Below are 19,720 nucleotides of genomic sequence, written 5' to 3'. Positions count from 1 at the left end.
CCCGTCTAGGGCCCTTCTGATGGATCTCCGTGGGAGATGGAGCGGCGTTCGGTGCGTGCGATCGGCGTGCGGGGTGGCGGGCGTCGCGACGCCGCGGAGATCCATCAGAAGGGCCCTAGTCCTCGGGGAGTTCCACCGGGGCGATCTCGTCGTAGACGTCGCCGGGACCGGGGTTGGTCCGGTCGGTCTCTCCGCCGAAGTGGTGCATGACGCCCCAGACCGCGTTCAGCGCGGTCTGCACGGCGCCCTCCGCCCAGCCCGCCGTCCAGGAGATGTCGTCGCCGGCGAGGAAGATGCCCCGCTTGTCGTCGGGCAGCCGGTCCTGCATGAAGTGCGTGAACAGGCGCCGCTGGTAACGGTAGTGACCGGGCAGGTTGGCCTTGAACGCGCCCATGAAGTAGGGCTCGTTCTCCCAGGAGACGGTGACCGGGTTGCCGATGATGTGCTTGCGGATGTCGACCTGGGGATAGATCTCGCCGAGCGACTTCAGCATGACCTCCATCCGCTCGTGCGCGGACAGCGGCAGCCACTTCAGGCTGTCGTCGCACCAGGTGTACGAGAGGCAGATGACGGCGGGCCGGTCCGGGCCGTCGTCGAGGAGGTAGGTGCCGCGGGTCATGCGGTCGGTGAGCGTCATCGACATCACGTCGCGGCCCGTCCGCTCGTCCTTGTCCAGCCAGAACGGCCGGTCCACGGGCACGAAGAGCTTGCTGGACTCCATGTAGTGGGTGCGCTCGATGGCGGTCCAGTGGTCGATCGGGAAGAGCGAGTCGTCGCAGGCGATCTTGGAGAGCAGCATCCAGGACTGGGCGGTGAAGATCGCCGCCCGGTAGGTGCGGATGTCGCCGTTCGCGTCGGTCACGGTGATCCGGTTGCCGGCCGCACGGTGCAGCCGGGTCACCGCGGGGCGGGGCTCGCCGGTCCCGTGCAGGGACCGCAGCGAGGTGCCCTGGGCCCAGTGCACGATCTTCTCCGGCTCGCGCTCCCAGAGCCTGAGCGGCAGTTGCTGGGAGCCGCCGACGATGCCGCGGTGGTGGTCGTCGGCCTCGGTGTAGACGACGCGCAGGATCTCCAGGATCGAGTTGGGGAAGTCCGTGTCCCAGCCGCCCGTGCCGAAGCCGACCTGGCCGAAGATCTCCCGGTGCCGGAAGGACCGGAACGCCTCGGAGTCGCAGAGGAAGCCGTAGAAGGTCTGGTTGTCGAGCTTCTCGACCAGCTTCGCCCAGATCTCCCGGATGCGCGGGACGTCACGCTCGCGCATGGCGCGGTTCATGTCGGAGAAGTCGGCACCCTCTTCGAGGCACTTGTTCCAGGCCTCGGCGACGTCCCGGTACACCTGGGGCAGGTCGGCGCTGGTCTCGGCGTAGTGCGACTCGCCCTTGAGGTCCACGACGGTCGAGGGGGTGGCCTCGGCCAGCGGGTTCGGGAAGGGACGGGTCTGGAGGCCCACCAGGTCGATGTAGTGCTGGAGGGCGGTGGACGAGGGCGGGAAGCGCATCGCGCCCATCTCGGCGGTCAGCGAGGGGTCGCAGCCCTCGAAGCCGACGGTCCGCAGCCGGCCGCCGATCCGGTCGGCCTCGTAGACGACCGGCTTCAGGCCCATCTTCATCAGCTCGTACGCGGCCACGATGCCGGACAGTCCGCCCCCGATGACCGCCACCTCGGTGCCGTGCTCGGTCGCCGGGACCTGGCCGAGGCCCGCCGGGTGGGCGAGGAAGTCGTCGTAGGCGTAGGGGAAGTCCGGGCCGAACATGGTGATCGGCGGCTGCTGCTCGTCGGCGTGTTCGACGGCGTTGGGCACCGTGGACGTCATGGGGTACGGACTCCTTGCGACATGCGTGAAGAAGGGAGAAAGAGAAGAAGAGGCCGGAAGGTCAGGCCAGGGACCCGTAGAGGCCGGGGCGGCGGTCCTTCAGGTAGGGGTTCGCCGCGCGGGAGGCGGCGAGGAAGGCGGGGTCCGCCTCGGCGAGGAGGAGTTCCGTACCGCGTCCGGCGCGGGCCCGGGCGATCCCGTCGGGCCCGGCCAGCGTGGACAGCCCGACGAACTCGAACTCGCCCTCGCTGCCCACCCGGTTGACGTACGCCACGTACATCTGGCTCTCCCAGGCCCGCACCGGGACCAGGGACTCGGCGACGAACTGGAACGGGTGCATGTTCGCCGTCGGGACCAGCAGCAGGTCGGTACCGGCCAGGGCGTGCGAGCGGACCAGCTCCGGGAACTCGACGTCGTAGCAGATCATCAGGCCGACGGTCAGTCCGCCCAGCTCCGCCTGGACCACCGGCTGCTCGCCCGGGGTGAAGTGGTCCCGTTCGAAGCAGCCGAAGAGGTGGGTCTTGCGGTAGTTCGCGAGCCGGGTGCCGTCGGCGGAGATCAGCTGGACGGAGTTGTGGACGCTGTCGCCGGCGCGCTCCGGGTAGCCGTAGGCGATCGCGAGGCCGTGGCGGTGGGCCAGCTCGGCGACCGTGTCCGCGCTGTCGCCGTCGGCGGGCTCGGCGAGGCGGCCGACGCCGTCGCCGATCGCGTAGCCGGTCAGGAACATCTCCGGGGTGACGAGCAGCGCGGCGCCCGCGGCGGCGGCCCGGCCGGCGGCCTCGTCGAGCACCTTGAGGTTCTCGACGGTCGAGCCGGGGCGGCCGGAGCTCTGGAGCAGGGCGGTGCGCATGCGGGTCCTCACCGGGTACGGAAGGGGGTCTGGGGGCCAGTTAGACCGTACGGTCGGCGGGCCGAACCGGACAAGGAGGAGCCGTTGCGCGCTGGTGAGCGGTTCGTTGCGTGCGGGGCAGGCCGGGCGGCGATTCGTTGCGCGGGGTCACGGCTCCCGCCGCCGTGCCACGGTCTCCGTCGGCGGTGCCGTGCTCACGGCTCGACGGCGAACGTGGTCACGACGGCCGCGTGGTCCGAGGGCCAGTCATTGTCCGCGACCTCGGGCCAGGGGGCCGGGGTGCCGCTGACCCAGGTCCGGGAGTCGAGCACGCGCAGCCCCCTGTGCAGCACGTAGTCGATCCGGTCCTGCGGTTCGGGCCGCCCGCCGCCGTCCTCGTGGACGGGGTGGACCGGCGACCAGGTGTGCCCGGGCGCGGCGACCGGGTCGGGGTGCGCCTGCCGGTAGGAGTCGTGGAACCCCGCCTGCTCGGCGGCCCTGGTCACCGGCCACTCGACGGCCGTCCAGTCGAGGTGCGAGGGGCAGTTGAAGTCGCCGGTCAGCACGACCGGCACGGCACCGTCCCCGATCCACCGCAGCGCTTCCTTCAGCTGCCCGAGCCGCACCTCCTCGTGGGCGACCAGCTGGTCCGCCCCGAGCCCGTCGAAGTGGTACTCGTACGGTCCGTACGGCGTGTAGTGCAGATGCGCGGTCCAGATGTCGACCTCGCGGCCGGGGCGGACGGCGATCCGCACCCCGGCGGCCCCGTAGAAGCCGACCTCCGGGTCGCCGAGGCGGGCGGTGATCGGGTAGCGGCTGATGATCCCGAGGTTCTCGCCGGCCGTGTGGTGGTGCCAGCCGAGGGCCGCGGCGAGTTCCCGGGCCGAGGTGCCGGCGGTCTCCTGGAGCCCGACGACGTCGGCGCGCACGTCCAGGATGGTCTTGACCTGCTTGGCCCGGTGGTCGGTGATCCGGCTGCCGCCGAGCCACAGGTTCCAGGACATGACCCGCAGTTCCGGTACGGCCATCTCGCTCAGCTCCTTCGGGGTGACCCCGACCAGCGTGTCCCGGACGGTCCGGCCCGGCGCGTCGGCGATCGGCGCGAGCGAGGGCACGGCCAGCACGGCGCACCCGGCGGCCTCGGCGGAGGCGACCCCGGTCTCGGTGTCCTCGACGGCCACACAGGCCGCCGGGTCGACGCCGAGCGCGCGGCAGGCGGCCAGGTAGGGGTCCGGGGCGGGCTTGGTGCGGCCGGTGTCGTCGGCGGTGACGGAGGCGGCGAAGCGGCCGGGGCCGAGGGCGTCGAGCACGAGGCCGGCGACCGCGCGGGGGGACGCGGTGACCAGGGCGGTGGGCACGTCGGCCGCGGCCAGGGCGTCCAGCAGGTCGAGGGCGCCGGGGCGGGGCACGATGCCGGTGCGGACCCGGTCCGCGAACTGCCGGTGCAGCTCGGCCGCGAGCCCGGCGGCGGGCCGGCCGGTGGCGTGGGCCAGCCACTGGGCGGTGTGCTCGACCGGACGGCCCAGTACGTCGGGCTCGTCGGCCTCGCCGAGCGCCCGTCCGGCGACGCTTTCCACCGCCTCCCACCACAGTCGCTCGGTGTCGACGAGCGTGCCGTCCATGTCGAACAGGACGGCCTGGAGCGGGAGCCGGGGGTGGGGGGTCACGTTGTCGTCGTTCCTCACGTGGGGGGGGCGGGGCGGGACTTCGGGAGGCGCTACTTCTGGACGCGTTCGGCCACGAGCACCGGTCGCTCGGGCAGCGAGACGGTCGCGGCGGATCCGGCGTCCAGTCCGGCGGCCTCGTGGGCGGGCAGGTCGGCCTTGGCCTCGGTACCGTCGGCGAGCCGTACGGTGACCCGGACGACCGCGCCCAGGAAGGCGGTGGCGACGACGGTGGCCGTACCGGAGCCGTCGGCGCGCACCCGGACGGCCTCGGGCCGCACCAGGACGTCGACCTCGCTCGCGCCGGGCGCCCGTCCGTCGACGGGCAGCCGCTGCCCGAGCACCTCGACCGAGCCGTCCCTGACCGTCCCCGGGATCCGGCTCATCGTGCCCACGAACTCGGCGACGAACGCGGTGGCCGGGCGGCCGTACAGCTCGGCGGGCTCGGCGCACTGTTCGAGCTGCCCGGCGCGCATCACGGCGACCCGGTCGGCGACGGACAGCGCCTCCTCCTGGTCGTGGGTCACGAACAGGGTGGTGATGCCGAGTTCCTGCTGGAGCCGGCGGATCTCCTCGCGGAGCGTGAGCCGGACCTTGGCGTCGAGGGCGGACAGCGGCTCGTCCAGGAGGAGCACCCGGGGCCGCAGGGCGAGGGCGCGGGCGAGCGCGATCCGCTGCTGCTGGCCGCCGGAGAGCTGGTGCGGGAACCGCTCCCCCTTGTCACCGAGCCCGACCAGCTCCAGCAGCTCCGTCGCCCTGGCGCGCCGTTCCCCCGTCCGCACCTTGCGCATGCGCAGCCCGAACGCCACGTTGTCGACGGCGTCGAGATGCGGGAAGAGGCTGTACGACTGGAAGACCATCCCGGCGTCACGGCGGTGGGCCGGCACCCGGGTGACGTCCTCGCCGTCGACCAGCACCGCGCCGGAGTGGGGGTGTTCGAACCCGGCGAGCATGCGCAGGGCGGTGGTCTTGCCGCAGCCCGACGGACCGAGCAGGGCCAGGAACTCCCCCGGCCGTACGGTCAGGTCGAGTCCGTCCAGGGCGACGGTGGCGCCGAACTCCCGGCGCAGTCCCCGGAATTCGACGGTGGCGGCTTTGTCGGGCGTGCTGACACTCATGGTTCATCCCCGGGAGGAAGCGGTTCGGTCACGGCCGCCGGCACCGGCGAGCGCGAGGAGGAGGGCCCAGGTCACCAGGAGACTGAGCACGGAGACGGCGACGGACAGCTGGGCCTGCGAGCCGCCGACGTCGTAGATCCACACGGCGAAGGGCTCGAAGCCCAGCAGCCGGGCGACGGTGAACTCACCGAGGACCAGCGCGAGGGTGAGGAAGGACGCGTTGAGCAGCGCTCCGCGCAGATTGGGCAGAACGGCCCTGAAGAGCGCCTGCGGCCAGGAGGCACCGCAGCTGCGGGCGGCCTCGACGAGGGTGCGCACGTCGATCGCGCGCAGCCCGGCGTCCAGTGCCCGGTACCCGAAGGGCAGCGCCATCACGACGTAGGCGAGTACCAGGACGATCGGGAAGTTGGGGTTCTGCACGGCGACGAACGTCTCGAACAGCGGGGTCCGGGACAGGTGGTCGGGGCCCCACTTGAGCACGGTGACGATGCCGGCGACGAACGCGATCGGCGGCACCACCAGCGGCAGCGAGCAGACGATCTCGACGACCGGCCGCAGCTTCGGCGCGCTCAGCCGCAGTGCGACCACGGCGGGGACCAACAGCAGCAGCACGACGACGATGGTGGCGACGGCCAGCTCCAGGGAGAGCAGCAAGCTGGAGAGGAAGCCGTCGGCGGAGATGATCTGGGTGTAGGCGTCGAAGGTGACGCCCTGGCCGGGCACGTCCACCGTGAAGAGCACGGAGGCGCCCAGCGGGACCAGGAAGTACAGGGCGGCCAGGCCGAGGACGGCCCAGCGCCAGGGGGTCAGGCGTCGAGCCATCGGGCGCTCCGTCGTTGCAGGGGCAGGTACACCGCCATCACCAGGCCGGCCACCAGCACCATGTCCAGGCTCAGGGCGAGGGCGACGTTCTCCTGGCCGACCAGGACGTTGCCGGAGAGGGCGTCGGCGATCTGCAGGGTGACCAGCGGGATCGCGCTGCCGACCATGGCGGCGGCGGTGGCGTAGGCGGCGAAGGCGCTGCCGAAGAGCAGCACGAGGCCGCCGAGCAGCGAGGGGGTGAGGACGGGCAGCGCCACGTACCGCCAGTACTGCACGCCGGTGGCGCCGTTGTTGAGCGCGGCCTCCCGCCACTGGGCGCGCAGTCCGTCCAGGGCCGGGGTGATGGTGAGGACCATCAGCGGGATCAGGAAGTACAGGTAGACGAGGACGAGTCCCCAGAAGCTGTAGAGGTCCCAGCCGTGCCGGGCGAGCCCGAGGTGCACGGTCAGCACACCGGCGTTGCCGAGGGTCGCGACGAACGCGAACGCCAGCGGCACACCGCCGAAGTTGGCGAGGACTCCGGAGGCGGTGAGCACGGCCTCGCGCAGCGCCCGGGAGCGCGAACCGACCACGGCCTGCGCGAGCGGCAGCCCGAGGACCGCGGCGATGACGGCGGAGAGCGCGGACAGCTTCACGCTGCCGAGGAGCGCGGTGAGGTACGGCCCCTGGAGCGAGTCGCCGAGGTTGCTCGTGGTGTACGAACTCGCCCCGCTGGCCGGGTCCTTGACCGTGAAGGCACCGTTCAGCATGGCCAGGGCCGGCAGCCCGAAGGCGACGGCCGTGAACGCGAGCAGCGGGACGACGGCGAGCCAGCCGGGGGCGCGGCGCCGCCGCTTCTGGGAAGCGGCGGTCGCCACGTCGGCCCGCGTGAGCGTGGCCGTCATCCGGATACGGCCTTCGACCAACCCGCCGAGAGGACCGTCTTGGCCTTGTCCTGCTGGGCCTCGGTCGGGAAGGACGGGGTGCCGGTGACCGCGGGGAGCTTGGCGGCGGCGGTCTTGTCGAGCGTGCCGGCCTTCTCCATGGCGGACATCAGGACCGGGCGCGCGTATCCCTTGAGCCACAGGTTCTGGCCCTCGGCGCTGTACAGGTACTCCTGCCACAGGCGGGCGGCCGCCGGGTGCGGGGCGTCCTTGTTGACGGCCTGGGAGTAGTACTGGGCGTACTGGCCGTCGGCCGGGATGGCGACCTTCCAGTCCACGCCCTTGGACCTGAACTCGTCGGCGTAGCCGGCGTTGAGGTAGTCCCAGTCTATGGAGATGGGCGTCTCGCCCTTCTCGACGGTGGCCGGGGTGGACTCGACGGGCGTGTAGTTGCCGTTCTTCTTCAGCTTGGCGAAGAAGTCCAGACCCGGCTGGATGTCGTCGAAGGAGCCCTTGCCGGCGAGCGCCGCCGCGTAGACCCCGCCGAACGCCGAACCGGACTTGGTCGGGTTGCCGTTGAGGGCGACCTGCCCCTTGTACTGCGGCTTCAGGAGGTCGGCGAAGGTGGTCGGGCAGGTCTTGACGCGCTTGGCGTCGCAGCCGATGGAGATGTAGCCGCCGTAGTCGTTGTACCAGCGGGCCTGCGGGTCCTTCTGGCCCTCGGGGATGTCGGCGTACGAGGTGACCTTGTACGGTGCGAGCAGGCCCTGCTGGGCCGCGCTGAGCGCGAACGACGAACCGAGGTCGAGCACGTCCGGCGCCCGGTCCTGGCCCTTGCGCGAGGTCACGGCGTTGATCTCGTCCTGGCTCGATCCGTCGGGGCTCTCGTCCTCGATCTTGATGCCGTACTTCTTCTGGAAGCCGTCGATGATCGCGCCGTAGTTCGCCCAGTCGCGGGGCACCGCGATGATGTGCAGCGTGCCCTCCTTCTTGGCGGCGGCGACCAGCTTGTCCATGCCGCCGAGGTCGGCGGCGGAGGTGGCGGTGGCGGCGTTCTTGCCACCGGAGGTGGTGGACGACGCGTTGTCGGGAGCGGCGCCGCAGGCGCTCAGGGCGAGCGCGGCTGCGGCGGCGAGGGAGCCGCCGAGGAGGGCGGTTCTCGGCAGGGACACGGTCACGGTCTCTCCAGGGAGTACGCATGAGGGTGGGTGGCGCTGCGGATGGCACCGGGCAACTTGTCTGAACAAGTTGGCCTCAGTACGCCCGCCGTGGGTTTCCTTTTCATGAACGGCGGCGAAACTCCGTCCCCTTATTCCCTGCACAATCCCGGCCGGACGCGGGCTGACACGACTCACCGGGGGACGTCGATTAGGCTGGTCACGCTGTGCACAGCGATCTACTCAGAGGGGAAGCATGACGGCGCGACACGAGGAGATCGCCGACGAGCTGCGGCGCGCCATCGACCGCGAGGAGTACACCGTCGGCAGCCGGCTGCCCTCGGAGACCGAGCTGGCAGCGCAGTACGGCGTTTCACGCGGCACGGTCCGCCAGGCGGTCGCCGCGCTCACCTCCGAGGGACTGATCGGCTCCCGCCAGGGCGCCCGCCGGGTGGTGCTGGCCAGCCGCCGCAGCCAGAGCTTCGCGGAGCTGCGGAGTTTCGCGCAGTGGGCCACGGCGATGGGCCGCGAGGCGACCGGACACGTGGTGTCGCAGGAGTACCGGCCCGCTTCGCAGGAGGACGCCGTCCGCCTCCAACTCTCGGCCGGGACAGCGGTGTTGCACGTACTGCGGGTGCGCGGACTGGACGGTGAACCGGTGTTGCTGGAACGCACGGTGTACGCGGACTGGATCTCCCCGGCGGTGGCGGAGATAGAGCCGGAGTGCCCCTCGGTGACGCAACGCCTCTACGAGGACACCGGGTTGGTCTTCGCGTACGGCGAGCACGTCATCGACGCGGTCGCCTGTGGCGCACGGGACGCCGAGTTGCTCGGGGTGCGGCGGTCGAGCCCGCTGCTGCGGGTGCGGCGGGTGACGACGACACGGGAGGGGCGGCCGGTGGAGTGGTCCGACGACCGGTACCGGTCGGACGCGGTGAGCTTCAGCGTGCACAACTCGATCGGCAGCAACCCGCTGGCGCGGAAGACCGCGGAGTAGAACTCGGGGGGTGCGGTGGAGCGCCGGTGCGAGTGCTTCGTGGCTGGTCGCGCAGTTCCTCCCCCAGCCTTCGGCCGGGGGGACCCCCAGCGCCCCTTCAGGGCGCGGTTCCACCGCCGACCCAGGGGCGCGGGGAACTGCGCGAACAACCCCCACCGGCCCGCACCCGGCACCCCACCGCACTCACCCCGGCGCGCCCGATGAGAATCGGCGCAGCAGCGGGGACAGCACCAGTACCGACTTGGTCCGCTCCACGAACGGCTCCCCGGCGATCCGCTCCAGCACCCTCTCGAAGTGCCGCATGTCCGACGCGAACACCTGCACGACCGCGTCGGCGTCACCGGTGACCGTCGACGCGGCCACCACCTCCTGGTACCGCTCCAGCCCCCGCTGGATGGTCTCCGGGGACGTGTTGCGCCGGCAGTAGATCTCGACGAACCCCTCGGTCTCCCAGCCGAGGGCCGCCGGATCGACGCGTACGGTGAATCCGGTGATCGCCCCGGTCGCGCGCAGCCGGTCCACGCGGCGTTTCACGGCGGGCGCGGACAGGCCGACCAGCTGCCCGATGTCCGCGTAGGAGCGGCGGGCGTCCTCGGCGAGGGCGTGCACGATGCGTTCGTCGAGATCGTTCAGCAAGGGGTCGTTCAGCTTTCGGACGGTGCAGGACGGGACCGGCGGTAGCCGTACCCGAAGTAGAACACGAGCCCGACGCGCCTAGCTCCAGCTGGCGTGCAGCGGCTTGCCCTCCGCGTAGCCGGCCGCGCTCTGGATGCCCACGATCGCCTTCTCGGCGAACTCCTCCAGGGACGCCGCACCGGCATACGTGCAGGAGGACCGCACACCCGCGATGATCGAGTCGATCAGGTCCTCCACCCCCGGCCGGGCCGGGTCGAGGAACATCCGGGACGTCGAGATGCCCTCTTCGAACAGCGCCTTGCGGGCCCGGTCGTAGGCCGACTCGTCGGAGGTGCGGTTGCGCACCGCCCGCGCCGAGGCCATGCCGAAGGACTCCTTGTACAGCCGTCCGTCGGCGGCCTGCTGGAGGTCCCCCGGCGACTCGTAGGTCCCCGCGAACCAGGAACCGATCATCACGTTGGACGCACCCGCGGCCAGTGCCATGGCGACGTCGCGGGGGTGCCGGACGCCGCCGTCGGCCCAGACGTGCTTGCCGTACTTCCGCGCCTCGGCGGCACACTCCAGGACCGCCGAGAACTGGGGCCGGCCCACGCCGGTCATCATGCGGGTGGTGCACATCGCGCCGGGGCCCACCCCGACCTTGATGATGTCGGCGCCCGCGTCGATCAGGTCCTTGACGCCGTCGGCGGAGACGATGTTGCCGGCCGCGATCGGGACCCGCGGGTCGAGGTCGCGGACCAGCTTGATCGCGCTGATCATCGACTCCTGGTGGCCGTGGGCGGTGTCGATGACGAGGGTGTCCACACCCGCGCGGAGCAGCTGCTCGGCCTTGTCCGCGAAGTCGCCGTTGATCCCGACGGCGGCGGCGATGCGCAGCCTGCCGTTCGCGTCGGTCGCCGGGGTGTACAGGGTGGCGCGCAGGGCGCCCTTGCGGGTGAGGATGCCGGCGAGCTTGCCGTCCCGGTCGACGGCCGGGGCGTACCTGCGGTTGGCCGCGTCGAGCTTGTTGAACGCCTCGCGCGGGTCGATGTCCGCGTCGAGCAGCAGCAGGTCGCGGGACATGACCTCGGCGAGCTGGGTGAAGCGGTCGACGCCGCTGAGGTCCCGGTCGGTGACGACGCCGACGGGACGGCCGCCCTCGTCGACGACGACACCGGCGTTGTGCGCCCGCTTGGGCAGCAGGGCCAGCGCGTCGGCGACGGTCTGGTGCGGCGCGAGCACGATGGGGGTGTCGAGCACCAGATGACGGCTCTTCACCCAGGTGATGACATCGGTCACCACGTCGATCGGGATGTCCTGCGGGATCACGACGAGTCCGCCGCGCCGGGCCACCGTCTCGGCCATCCGCCGGCCCGCGATCGCGGTCATGTTGGCCACGACCAGCGGGATCGTGGTGCCGGTGCCGTCCGGCGAGCCGAGGTCCACGCCCTGCCGCGAGCCGACCGCGGAGCGGCTCGGCACCATGAAGACGTCGTCGTACGTCAGGTCGTACGCGGGCTGGATGTCATTGAGGAAACGCACGTGCCGCACATCCCAGTCGATCAGAGGTGACCCCCGGACCGGCCGGCCAGAGGGAAAAGCACGTACTTCATTCTCCCATGGGCCCCGGCGTGTGATGCCCGGGACGAACATCCAGGCAGGTCAGCGGGGCCTCGGAGGAACCTCCAAGGGGGTCAGCCGAGCGCCAGGGCGACGGTGAGGGCGGGTTCGCCGGCGGCCGCCCGGGTGAGGACGTCCCGGGCGACCCGCCACTCCTCCGGCCGGGCGCCGGCGTACTCCTGCCAGCCGGTGACGACGACCAGGAGCCCGCGGTCCACCGCCGGGGGCGGCCACACCGAGGGGTCCCGGAGGCTGTCGGCGAGGGCGTCCCAGTTGCGGCCGAACCAGTCGGGCAGGCCCAGGGCGGACACGACCCGGTCCATGAGACCGGCCTTGTCCGCGACCCCCGTGAGGTCGAGCGTGACCACGTGCGAATTCGTCGTCATCAGCTCCGTCCAGGAGGAGTCGGGAGGTCGTCCAGGAAGTCGCCGGAGGGCACGAAGAAGAGCGTGCCGGTGACGGCCGTGGAGAAGTCGAGGATCCGGTCGTGGGTGGCGTCCGGGGTGCCGAGGAACATGTTGCGCAGCATGCGCTCGGTGACGTCCGGGGTACGGGCGTACCCGATGAAGTAGGTGCCGAACTCGCCGCGGCCGGGGCTGCCGAAGGGCATGTTGTCACGGAGGATCTGCTGTTCCTCGCCGTCCGGTCCGGTGACGGTGTTCAGGTCCACGTGGGAGGCGGGCTCCGCCAGTTCGAGGTTGGTGGCCTTGGTGCGGCCGATGATCCGTTCCTGGGTCTCGACCGGCAGGGCGTTCCAGGCGTCGAGGTCGTGGACGTACTTCTGGACGACGACGTAGCTGCCGCCGGCGTGCGCGGGGTCCTCCTCGCCGATCAGCACGGCCCTGCCGGCGGCGGCCCCGACCGGGTTCTCGGTGCCGTCGACGAAGCCCAGCAGGTCGCGGGCGTCGAGGTACTTGAAGCCCTGCACCTCGTCCTCGACGGTAACCGCGCCGCGCAGCCGGTGCATGATCTCGGCGGCGAGCCCGAAGCACAGGTCGAACCGGGTGGCCCGGATGTGGAAGAGGAGGTCGCCGGGGGTGGCGACCGCCGTGTGCCGGGGCCCCTCGAGGGGCTGGAAGGGGTGCAGACCGACCGGGCGAGGATGGTCGAACAGGCGGTCCCAGGCGTCGGAGCCGATGCCCGCCACGCAGCTGAGGGAGGCGTCCGGGGCACCGAACCCGAAGCTGCGCTCCAGCGCGCGGAGATCGCCCAGCACGTCCCGTGCGGTCTCCTCCCCGCCGGGGCGGACGGTGACCACCAGGAAGATCGCGGCGGTGGTCAACGGGCTGAGCACGGGCTGTGGTTCCGCTCCCGGCTCGGGTCGGGGATCTGCGCTCACCGTGTCCTCCAGATGCGATCGGCGCTCGGCGCTCGGCCTGTCGTACACATACTCGGGGCCGAAGGGCGTCGGCCGCCTTCCGGATTCTTTCCGACGACGGGAATAGACAGACCTGTCTATGAGGTTGGCGTGGACATATGAACAGACCGGTCTACTCATAAACCGCCTCCCGAACCGACGCTCCTCGGCCCCGTCCCCGCGAAGGATCACCGATGAACCACCTCGCAGCCCCTGGCAAGCCGATCCCGCCCCGTGCGGCGTTCTACGTGCTCGCCTCCGTCGTCGTCTCCTTCCTCGCCGCCTCCAGCGCGCCCACTCCCCTCTACGCGACCTACCAGGCCGAATGGGGCTTCACCCCGATCACCACCACCGTCGTCTTCGGCGTGTACGCGATCGCCGTGCTCTCCGGCCTGCTGGTCCTCGGCAAGCTGTCCGACCACGTCGGCCGCCGCCCGGTGCTGATCGCCGCGATCGCCGCCCAGGCCGCCGCGATGCTGCTCTTCTCCACCGCCTCGGGGGTGGGCGAACTGCTCGTCGCCCGTGTGGTGCAGGGTCTGTCGACCGGTGCCGCGCTCGGTGCGATCGGGGCCGGGATGATGGACATCAACCGCTCCCGGGGCACGCTCGCGAACGCCTTCGCGCCTGGTGTCGGCACCGCGACGGGCGCCCTGGTCAGCGGGTTCGTCGTGCAGTACCTGCCCGCCCCGACCCACACCGTCTACCTCGGCCTGCTGGCCGTGTTCGTGGCCCAGGCCGTCGCCGTCGCCCTGATCGACGAGACCGTCACCCGCAAGTCCGGTGCGGCGGCCAGCCTGGTGCCCGAGATCAGGCTCCCGCGGACCGTTCGCGGTGCCGTCCTGGCGACCGCCCCCGTCATGTTCGCCGTCTGGGCGCTGGCCGGGTTCTACGGCTCCCTCGGACCGGCCCTGGTCCGCACCCTGGTCGGCTCGACCTCCGCCGTCTACGGCGGCCTGGGCCTGTTCGTCCTGGCGTTCGTGGCGGCGAGCTCGGTCCTCGTCCTGCGCGCCGCCTCGGCGACCACCGTGATGTACACCGGTATCGCGGCCCTCGTCGCCGGGGTGACGCTCACCCTGGTGGCCGTCGACCAGGGTGAGCCGGTGCTGTTCTTCGCCGGGACGGCCCTGGCCGGCCTCGGGTTCGGCAGCGGCTTCCAGGGCGGCATCCGCACCGTGATGCCGCTGACCAGGCCGCACGAGAGCTCGGGTGTGCTGTCCCTGCTCTTCGTCGTCTCCTACCTGGGCATGGGCGTCCCGTCCGTCGTCGCCGGCGTGCTGGTGGTGCACGGCGGCGGCCTGGTCCCGACCTCCGAGGAGTACGGCGCGGTGGTCATCGCCCTGGCACTGCTCGCCCTGGCCGCCCTGCTGCTGCGCGGCCGGCCGCAGAGCGGGCCCGGGGTACTGGTCGCCTCCGGCAGCACCCCGGCCGTCCATGCCGCCGAGCACGCGGACAGGTCCCGGTGACCGGCGCCGCGACCCCTGAGCAGACCGGTCTGACCAGCCGTAGAATGGGAGAGTCGGAGAAGGTGAGCGGCATGACGAAGACGTTGAGCGCCAAGGCGCCCACGGCCCGGGAGCGGCTGCTCGCGGCGGCGAACGAGCTGTTCTACGCGGAGGGCGTGCAGACGGTCGGGATCGACCGGATCATCGAGCGCGCCGGGGTCGCCAAGGCCTCGCTGTACAACACCTTCGGCGGCAAGGAACAGCTCATCCGCGCCTACCTCGACTCCCGGCACGCCAGGCTGACCGAGCGGCTGCTGCGCAGTGTCGAGCGGGCGGACAGTCCGCGGGACCGGCTGCTGGCCGTCTTCGACGCACAGGCCGAGCTGTTCGCCCAGCAGACCTACCACGGCTGCGCCTTCGTGGCGGCGAGCGCGGAGGCGAAGCACGGCAGCGCCATCGAGGAGGCGTCCGACGCCTCCCGCGCCTGGATCCGCACCCTGTTCACCGACCTAGCCCGGGACGCCGGCGCCCCGCACCCCGAGGCACTCGCCCACCAGCTCCACCTGCTGTACGACGGGGGCGGGGTGTCGGCACGGATGGACCGGGATCCGTCGGCGGGCACGGCCGCCCGCGCAGCGGCCGCGACCTTGATCGACGCGGCCCTCCCGCCACAGGGCCACGGCCAGGGGGCCTGAGAACCGGCAGACCCGGAAGGTGGCGGGACCGGGCCGGGGCAGGCCCGGATGGCCACGGCGGCGATGGTCGGCTCATGCCGCCGCGGCGCCCCTCCTCAGGGGCCGTCCGGGTCCGCGGCCCTTCCTCAGGGGCCGTCCGGGTCCGCGCGGTGCAGTGCGGCCTTCGGGGTGGTGCCCGCCGTCATCAGGTAGTCCGCGGCCGAGGTGTCGGTGACGAGGCTGGTGACCAGCCCCGACCTGAGGACCGCGTCGATCGCGGCCGCCTTGCGCTGCCCGCCCGCGATCGCGACGACCTCGGGGATCCGGCGCAACTGGTCGGCCTTGACGGTGATGCACCGCTCCCCCAGGTCGCGCCCGACCCGGCGGCCGTCGGCGTCGAAGAGGTGCGCGGCCATCTCGGCGGCCACCCCGAGGGTGGCGTAGTGCGCGCGCTCCTCGTCGCTGAGCATGTCGTGCACCGTGGAGATGCCGGGCTCCCAGGAGCCGATGGAGACGCAGGCGACCGTGACCTTGTCGAAGTACTCGAAGGCCCGGGCGATCCCGGTCTGGTTGCGCAGCGCCGCCGCGGTGGCCGCGTCCGGCAGCAGCATCGGCGCGTAGATGGGGTGGGCGTCTCCGCCCGACACCTGGGCGGCCCGCCGCACGGCCTCCACCGAACCGCGCTCGGAGGTTCCGGCGTCGTACACACCCGTCAGCTGCACCACCGTGCAGGGCGGCAGCCGGTCCAGCGCCGCCGCCATGTGGATCGTGGACCGGCCCCACGCCAAGCCCAGCACGTCCCCCTCGTTGACCAGCTCGCCGAGCAGGTCGGCGGCCACCTCGCCGAGGTTCTCGGGGTCGGGGGTCTCCTCCGCCTCGGCCGGGGACTCGACCACCACGGCGTGCCGCAGACCGTAGCGGGCGCGGAGCGCGTCGGAGCGCTCGGCGTCCAGTTCGGCCGGCACCCGGATCTCGATGCGTACGAGATCCCGTTCGAGGGCAGTCTCCAGAACACGCGCCACCTTGAAGCGGCTGACGCCGAACTCCTCAGCGATCTGGATCTTGGACTTGCCCTCGAGGTAGAAGCGGCGGGCCATGGCCGCCGCCTGCACCAGCTCAGCGGGTCCCATCCGCATGGCTGACCGGCCCGCCGACATACCCGACACGGCCATCTCCTCACTGCTGTTCACACTCTGGATACGCCGTTCATCCTTGCAGATCCGGCGCACTTGATCAGCCCTGATCGGAGCCGTTCACGTTCCCGTACCTCAGTGGTCGCACGCCCAGGACGCCTGGGCGGTGGCCGTCTCCGCCTGGGTGCGCAGTGCACGTACCGCCTCTGCCGGGTCGTTTGCCCCGTACACCGCGGAACCTGCCACGAAAACATCGGCTCCGGCGTCCGCGCACCTTTCGATCGTCGACGCCGAAACTCCTCCGTCGACCTGGAGCCACAGTTCCAGTCCGTGCTTGCTGATCAGCTCCCGGGTGCGGCGGATCTTCGGCAGCATGATGTCGAGGAAGGCCTGACCGCCGAATCCCGGCTCCACCGTCATGATGAGCAGCATGTCCAGCTCGGGGAGCAGGTCCTCGTACGGCTCGACGGGCGTCGCGGGCCTGAGCGCCATGGAGGCGCGGGCCCCCTTCGCCCGGATCTCCCGCGCGAGCCGGACGGGGGCGGCGGCCGCCTCGACGTGGAAGGTGACGGAAGAAGCCCCCGCCTCGACGTACTGGGGTGCCCACCGGTCGGGGGCGTCGATCATCAGGTGGCAGTCCAGCGGGGTGTCCGTCGCACGGGCCAGGGACTCTACGACCGGCACGCCGAGCGTGAGGTTCGGTACGAAGTGGTTGTCCATGACGTCGACGTGGAGCCAGTCGGCGCCTTCGACCGCCTTCGCCTCGTCCGCGAGGCGGGCGAAGTCTGCGGACAGGATGCTGGGGTTGATCTGCACGGCCATGCCCCAAGCGTGCCATGCCCTGACGGGGTGAGCCGAATCAGGTACGGGGCCCGGCCTTCGGCCGGGTGCGTCCCCCGGCGCCCCTCGCGGGGCGCTTCGCCCACCGTCCCCGTCAGCCGGTCCTCCGGATCAGGGCCAGGTACATCGCATCCGTGCCGTGCAGGTGCGGCCACAGCTGCACATCCGGCCCCTCCCCCAGCTCCGGCACTCCCGGCAGCAGCGGACGCGCGTCCACCAGCTCCGTGTCCGGGCGCTGCTTCAGCACGTCCTGGACGACGGCCCGGGTCTCCGCCAGGTGCGGCGAGCAGGTCGCGTAGCCGACCACACCGCCCACCCGGACCGCGTCGAGCGCGGTGCCCAGCAGGGCGCGCTGGAGCGGGGCGAAGCTGTCGAGGTCCTCGGGGCGGCGGCGCCACCGTGCCTCGGGGCGGCGGCGCAAGGCACCCAGGCCCGTGCAGGGGACGTCCATCAGGACCCGGTCGAAGGTGCCCGGCCGCCACGGCGGCCTGGTGCCGTCGGCGGCGATCACCTGGTACGGCCCGGGGTTGCCGTGCAACGCCTTCGCGACCAGTCCGGCCCGGTGCGGCTGCTTCTCGGAGGCGAGCAGCGACGCCCCCCGCTCGGCGGCGAGCGCCGCGAGCAGTGCGGCCTTGCCGCCGGGCCCGGCGCAGCCGTCCAGCCACTTCTCGTCACGCCCCTCGACGGGCGCGTCGGCCAGCGCGCGGGCCACCAGCTGGCTGCCCTCGTCCTGGACCCCGGCACGGCCCTCCTGGACGGCCGGGACGGCACCGGGCTCGCCGCCCTCGGTGAGCCGCACCGCGTACGGCGACCAGCGCCCCGGCACGGCCGCGTCCTCGCGCAGCAGTTCCTCGGTGGTGGCCCGCCCGGGCCGGGCGACGAGCGTCACCTCGGGACGTTCGTTGTCGGCGGCCAGCAGTTCCTCGATCCCGGCGCGGCCGCCGCCCAGCGAGTCCCAAAGCGCGGAGACCACCCAGCGCGGGTGCGAGTGGACGACGGCGAGGTGGTCCTCGGGATCGTCGTCGTACGCGGGTGCGACGCGGGCGATCCAGCCCTCCAGGTCGTCCTGGGCGACCTTGCGGAGCACCGCGTTGACGAACTTGGCCCGCCCGTCGCCCAGCACCACGCGGGCGAGTTCGACGGAGGCGGAGACGGCGGCGTGGCTGGGGATGCGGGTCCCGAGCAGCTGGTGCACCCCGAGGCTGAGCACGTCGAGCACCGGCGGGTCGACCTCGCGCAGCGGCCGGTCGACGCATGCGGCGATGATCGCGTCGTACGTCCCCTGCCGACGCAGCGTCCCGTACACCAGCTCGGTGGCGAGCGCGGCGTCCCGCGCGTCGAACCTCTCGGGTCCCTCCTTCTCCCGGGCCTTGCGCAGCAGCGGCGGCAGCACGAGGTTGGCGTACGCGTCCCGCTCGTCCACGGCGCGCAGCGCCTCGAAGGCGAGGATGCGGACGGGGTCCTTCTGGGGACGGCGGTAGGGCTTGGCAGGTCTGCGCGGCCGCCGGGACTGCTCGCTCACGAAAAAGGTGCTCCGGGTACGGGAAGGATGCGGCCTTCAAGCGTACGCCGGGTACGCCGGAAAGCCGCTGCTGGGAAGGGGGGGTCAGGCGCCGAGGGTCTCCCCGGCGCCGATGCGCACGCCGCGCGCCCAGTCGGCGGCCCGCATCGGCTTCTTGCCCTGGGCCTGCACCCAGAGCAGTTCCACGGCGTACGACCCGGTCCCCACGTGCACGCTGTTCTTGCCGACGGCGATCTCGGCCGGCGCGAGCTCGGTCCGCTCGGGCACCGGCGTGACCTGGATCAGCTTGAGCCGCTCGCCGCGGAAGGTGGTCCAGGCGCCGGGGGCGGGGGTGCAGCCCCGGACGACCCGGTCGACGCGCAGTGCGGGCGCCGACCACTCGACCCTGGCGTCCTCGACAGTGATCTTCGGGGCGAGGGTGATGCCGTCGGCCGGCTGCGGCACGGGCTTGAGGGTGCCGTCCTCGATGCCGTCCATGGTGGCGGCGAGCAGCCCGGACCCGGCGAAGGCGAGCCGGGTCAGCAGGTCCCCGCTGGTGTCGGTGGGCCGGATCTCCTCGGTGACGGTGCCGTAGACGGGTCCGGAGTCGAGCCCCTCCTCGATGAGGAAGGTGGACGCCCCCGTGATCTCGTCCCCGGACATGATGGAGTGCTGCACGGGCGCCGCTCCGCGCCAGGCGGGCAGCAGCGAGAAGTGCAGGTTGACCCAGCCGTGGGGAGGGACGTCGAGGGCGACGCGCGGCAGCAGCGCCCCGTACGCCACCACCGGACAGCAGTCCGGCCCGATCTCCCTGAGCCGCTCCAGGAACTCGGGGTCGCGCGGCTTCGACGGCCTCAGCACCTCGATGCCGGCCTCCGCCGCCCGCTCGGCCACGGGTGAGGCGACCAGCCTGCGCCCTCGACCGGCCGGCGCGTCCGGCCGCGTGACCACGGCGGCCACCTCGTGCCGCCCGGAGGCGATCAGCGCGTCCAGAGCGGGAACGGCGACTTCGGGGGTACCGGCGAAGACGAGCTTCATGGGCGGCTGAGGGCCTCTCGGACGGGGGCACTGACGGGCGACGCACAAGTCTATGCCGCGACACCGGACCGCCGCCCGCGGTCACGGGCCGACCGACGGCGCGGCACCCCCAGGGGTCGCCCGGCCCTCCGGCCGGCCGCGAGCCAGGACGGTGCGCGGGTGAACGAACAGGGCGTACGCATATGCCCATACGCCCCCACACCGTGACCAGCGGAGCGTCCACGCGTTGGTCAAGAG

Annotated in this window: 18 protein-coding genes; 3 read left to right on the top strand and 15 right to left on the bottom strand. The window is 72.2% G+C overall.

Annotation, left to right across the window (positions count from 1 at the left end):
* Nucleotides 1-115: 115 nt before the first annotated feature.
* The 7 genes from AB0958_RS35395 to AB0958_RS35365 form a co-directional block, all read right to left on the bottom strand.
* Entirely contained in the window at nt 116-1,813 is a 1,698-nt protein-coding gene (locus tag AB0958_RS35395) for an NAD(P)/FAD-dependent oxidoreductase (protein ID WP_366894572.1), read from the bottom strand.
* Between the two features lie 61 nt (nt 1,814-1,874).
* A complete protein-coding gene (locus tag AB0958_RS35390; RefSeq protein ID WP_366894571.1) occupies nt 1,875-2,663 on the bottom strand; it encodes a carbon-nitrogen hydrolase family protein in 789 nt (262 codons plus the stop codon).
* 194 nt (nt 2,664-2,857) lie between these two features.
* Nucleotides 2,858-4,309, bottom strand: a complete 1,452-nt coding sequence (locus AB0958_RS35385; RefSeq protein ID WP_366894570.1) for an HAD-IA family hydrolase — start codon at nt 4,307-4,309, stop codon at nt 2,858-2,860.
* A 50-nt stretch (nt 4,310-4,359) separates the two neighbouring features.
* Nucleotides 4,360-5,424, bottom strand: a complete 1,065-nt coding sequence (locus AB0958_RS35380) for an ABC transporter ATP-binding protein (RefSeq protein WP_366894569.1) — start codon at nt 5,422-5,424, stop codon at nt 4,360-4,362.
* Between the two features lie 3 nt (nt 5,425-5,427).
* Entirely contained in the window at nt 5,428-6,246 is an 819-nt protein-coding gene (locus AB0958_RS35375) for an ABC transporter permease subunit (RefSeq protein WP_366894568.1), read from the bottom strand.
* The gene (locus tag AB0958_RS35370) at nt 6,231-7,130 is read right to left on the bottom strand and encodes an ABC transporter permease (RefSeq protein WP_366894567.1); all 900 of its coding nucleotides are present in this window, start codon (nt 7,128-7,130) and stop codon (nt 6,231-6,233) included. Before AB0958_RS35370 ends, AB0958_RS35375 begins: the two co-directional genes overlap by 16 nt.
* Complete coding sequence (locus AB0958_RS35365; RefSeq protein ID WP_366894566.1) at nt 7,127-8,287, bottom strand: extracellular solute-binding protein; 1,161 nt, start codon at nt 8,285-8,287, stop codon at nt 7,127-7,129. Before AB0958_RS35365 ends, AB0958_RS35370 begins: the two co-directional genes overlap by 4 nt.
* Before the next feature lie 235 nt (nt 8,288-8,522).
* Between AB0958_RS35365 and AB0958_RS35360 the strand changes: the two genes are divergently transcribed.
* Nucleotides 8,523-9,263 (top strand): GntR family transcriptional regulator, encoded by a 741-nt coding sequence (locus AB0958_RS35360; RefSeq protein WP_366894565.1) that lies wholly within the window; start codon nt 8,523-8,525, stop codon nt 9,261-9,263.
* 183 nt (nt 9,264-9,446) lie between these two features.
* Here the strand turns inward: AB0958_RS35360 and AB0958_RS35355 are convergent, their stop codons facing one another.
* The 4 genes from AB0958_RS35355 to AB0958_RS35340 all read right to left on the bottom strand — a co-directional run bounded on the left by AB0958_RS35355 (nt 9,447) and on the right by AB0958_RS35340 (nt 12,792).
* Nucleotides 9,447-9,899 (bottom strand): Lrp/AsnC family transcriptional regulator, encoded by a 453-nt coding sequence (locus AB0958_RS35355; RefSeq protein ID WP_132894522.1) that lies wholly within the window; start codon nt 9,897-9,899, stop codon nt 9,447-9,449.
* A gap of 78 nt (nt 9,900-9,977) precedes the next feature.
* Nucleotides 9,978-11,420 carry a GuaB1 family IMP dehydrogenase-related protein gene (locus tag AB0958_RS35350; RefSeq protein ID WP_366894564.1) on the bottom strand — a complete coding sequence of 481 codons (1,443 nt, stop codon included), beginning with the start codon at nt 11,418-11,420 and terminating at the stop codon, nt 9,978-9,980.
* 152 nt (nt 11,421-11,572) lie between these two features.
* Entirely contained in the window at nt 11,573-11,884 is a 312-nt protein-coding gene (locus AB0958_RS35345) for a barstar family protein (protein WP_366894563.1), read from the bottom strand.
* Entirely contained in the window at nt 11,884-12,792 is a 909-nt protein-coding gene (locus AB0958_RS35340; RefSeq protein WP_366894562.1) for a Dyp-type peroxidase, read from the bottom strand. Before AB0958_RS35340 ends, AB0958_RS35345 begins: the two co-directional genes overlap by 1 nt.
* 257 nt (nt 12,793-13,049) lie before the next feature.
* Between AB0958_RS35340 and AB0958_RS35335 the strand changes: the two genes are divergently transcribed.
* The gene (locus AB0958_RS35335) at nt 13,050-14,318 is read left to right on the top strand and encodes an MFS transporter (RefSeq protein WP_366894561.1); all 1,269 of its coding nucleotides are present in this window, start codon (nt 13,050-13,052) and stop codon (nt 14,316-14,318) included.
* Between the two features lie 71 nt (nt 14,319-14,389).
* A complete protein-coding gene (locus AB0958_RS35330; protein ID WP_366894560.1) occupies nt 14,390-14,992 on the top strand; it encodes a TetR/AcrR family transcriptional regulator in 603 nt (200 codons plus the stop codon).
* Between the two features lie 125 nt (nt 14,993-15,117).
* Here AB0958_RS35330 and AB0958_RS35325 read toward each other — a convergent pair whose 3' ends face one another.
* The 4 genes from AB0958_RS35325 to fmt form a co-directional block, all read right to left on the bottom strand.
* On the bottom strand, nt 15,118-16,161 hold the full coding sequence (locus tag AB0958_RS35325; RefSeq protein ID WP_366894559.1) for a sugar-binding domain-containing protein: 1,044 nt from the start codon (nt 16,159-16,161) through the stop codon (nt 15,118-15,120).
* Between the two features lie 78 nt (nt 16,162-16,239).
* On the bottom strand, nt 16,240-16,926 hold the full coding sequence (gene rpe / locus AB0958_RS35320; protein ID WP_360565575.1) for a ribulose-phosphate 3-epimerase: 687 nt from the start codon (nt 16,924-16,926) through the stop codon (nt 16,240-16,242).
* Between the two features lie 112 nt (nt 16,927-17,038).
* A complete protein-coding gene (locus AB0958_RS35315) occupies nt 17,039-18,466 on the bottom strand; it encodes a transcription antitermination factor NusB (protein ID WP_366894558.1) in 1,428 nt (475 codons plus the stop codon).
* 84 nt (nt 18,467-18,550) lie between these two features.
* Complete coding sequence (gene fmt / locus AB0958_RS35310; protein ID WP_366894557.1) at nt 18,551-19,483, bottom strand: methionyl-tRNA formyltransferase; 933 nt, start codon at nt 19,481-19,483, stop codon at nt 18,551-18,553.
* Nucleotides 19,484-19,720 lie beyond the last annotated feature (237 nt).

The organism is Streptomyces sp. NPDC006655 (genome assembly GCF_040703965.1).
Classification (GTDB): Bacteria; Actinomycetota; Actinomycetes; order Streptomycetales; family Streptomycetaceae; genus Streptomyces.
The sequence above is the reverse complement of the archived record's forward strand: the minus strand, read 5'-3'. Positions and strand labels throughout refer to the sequence as shown.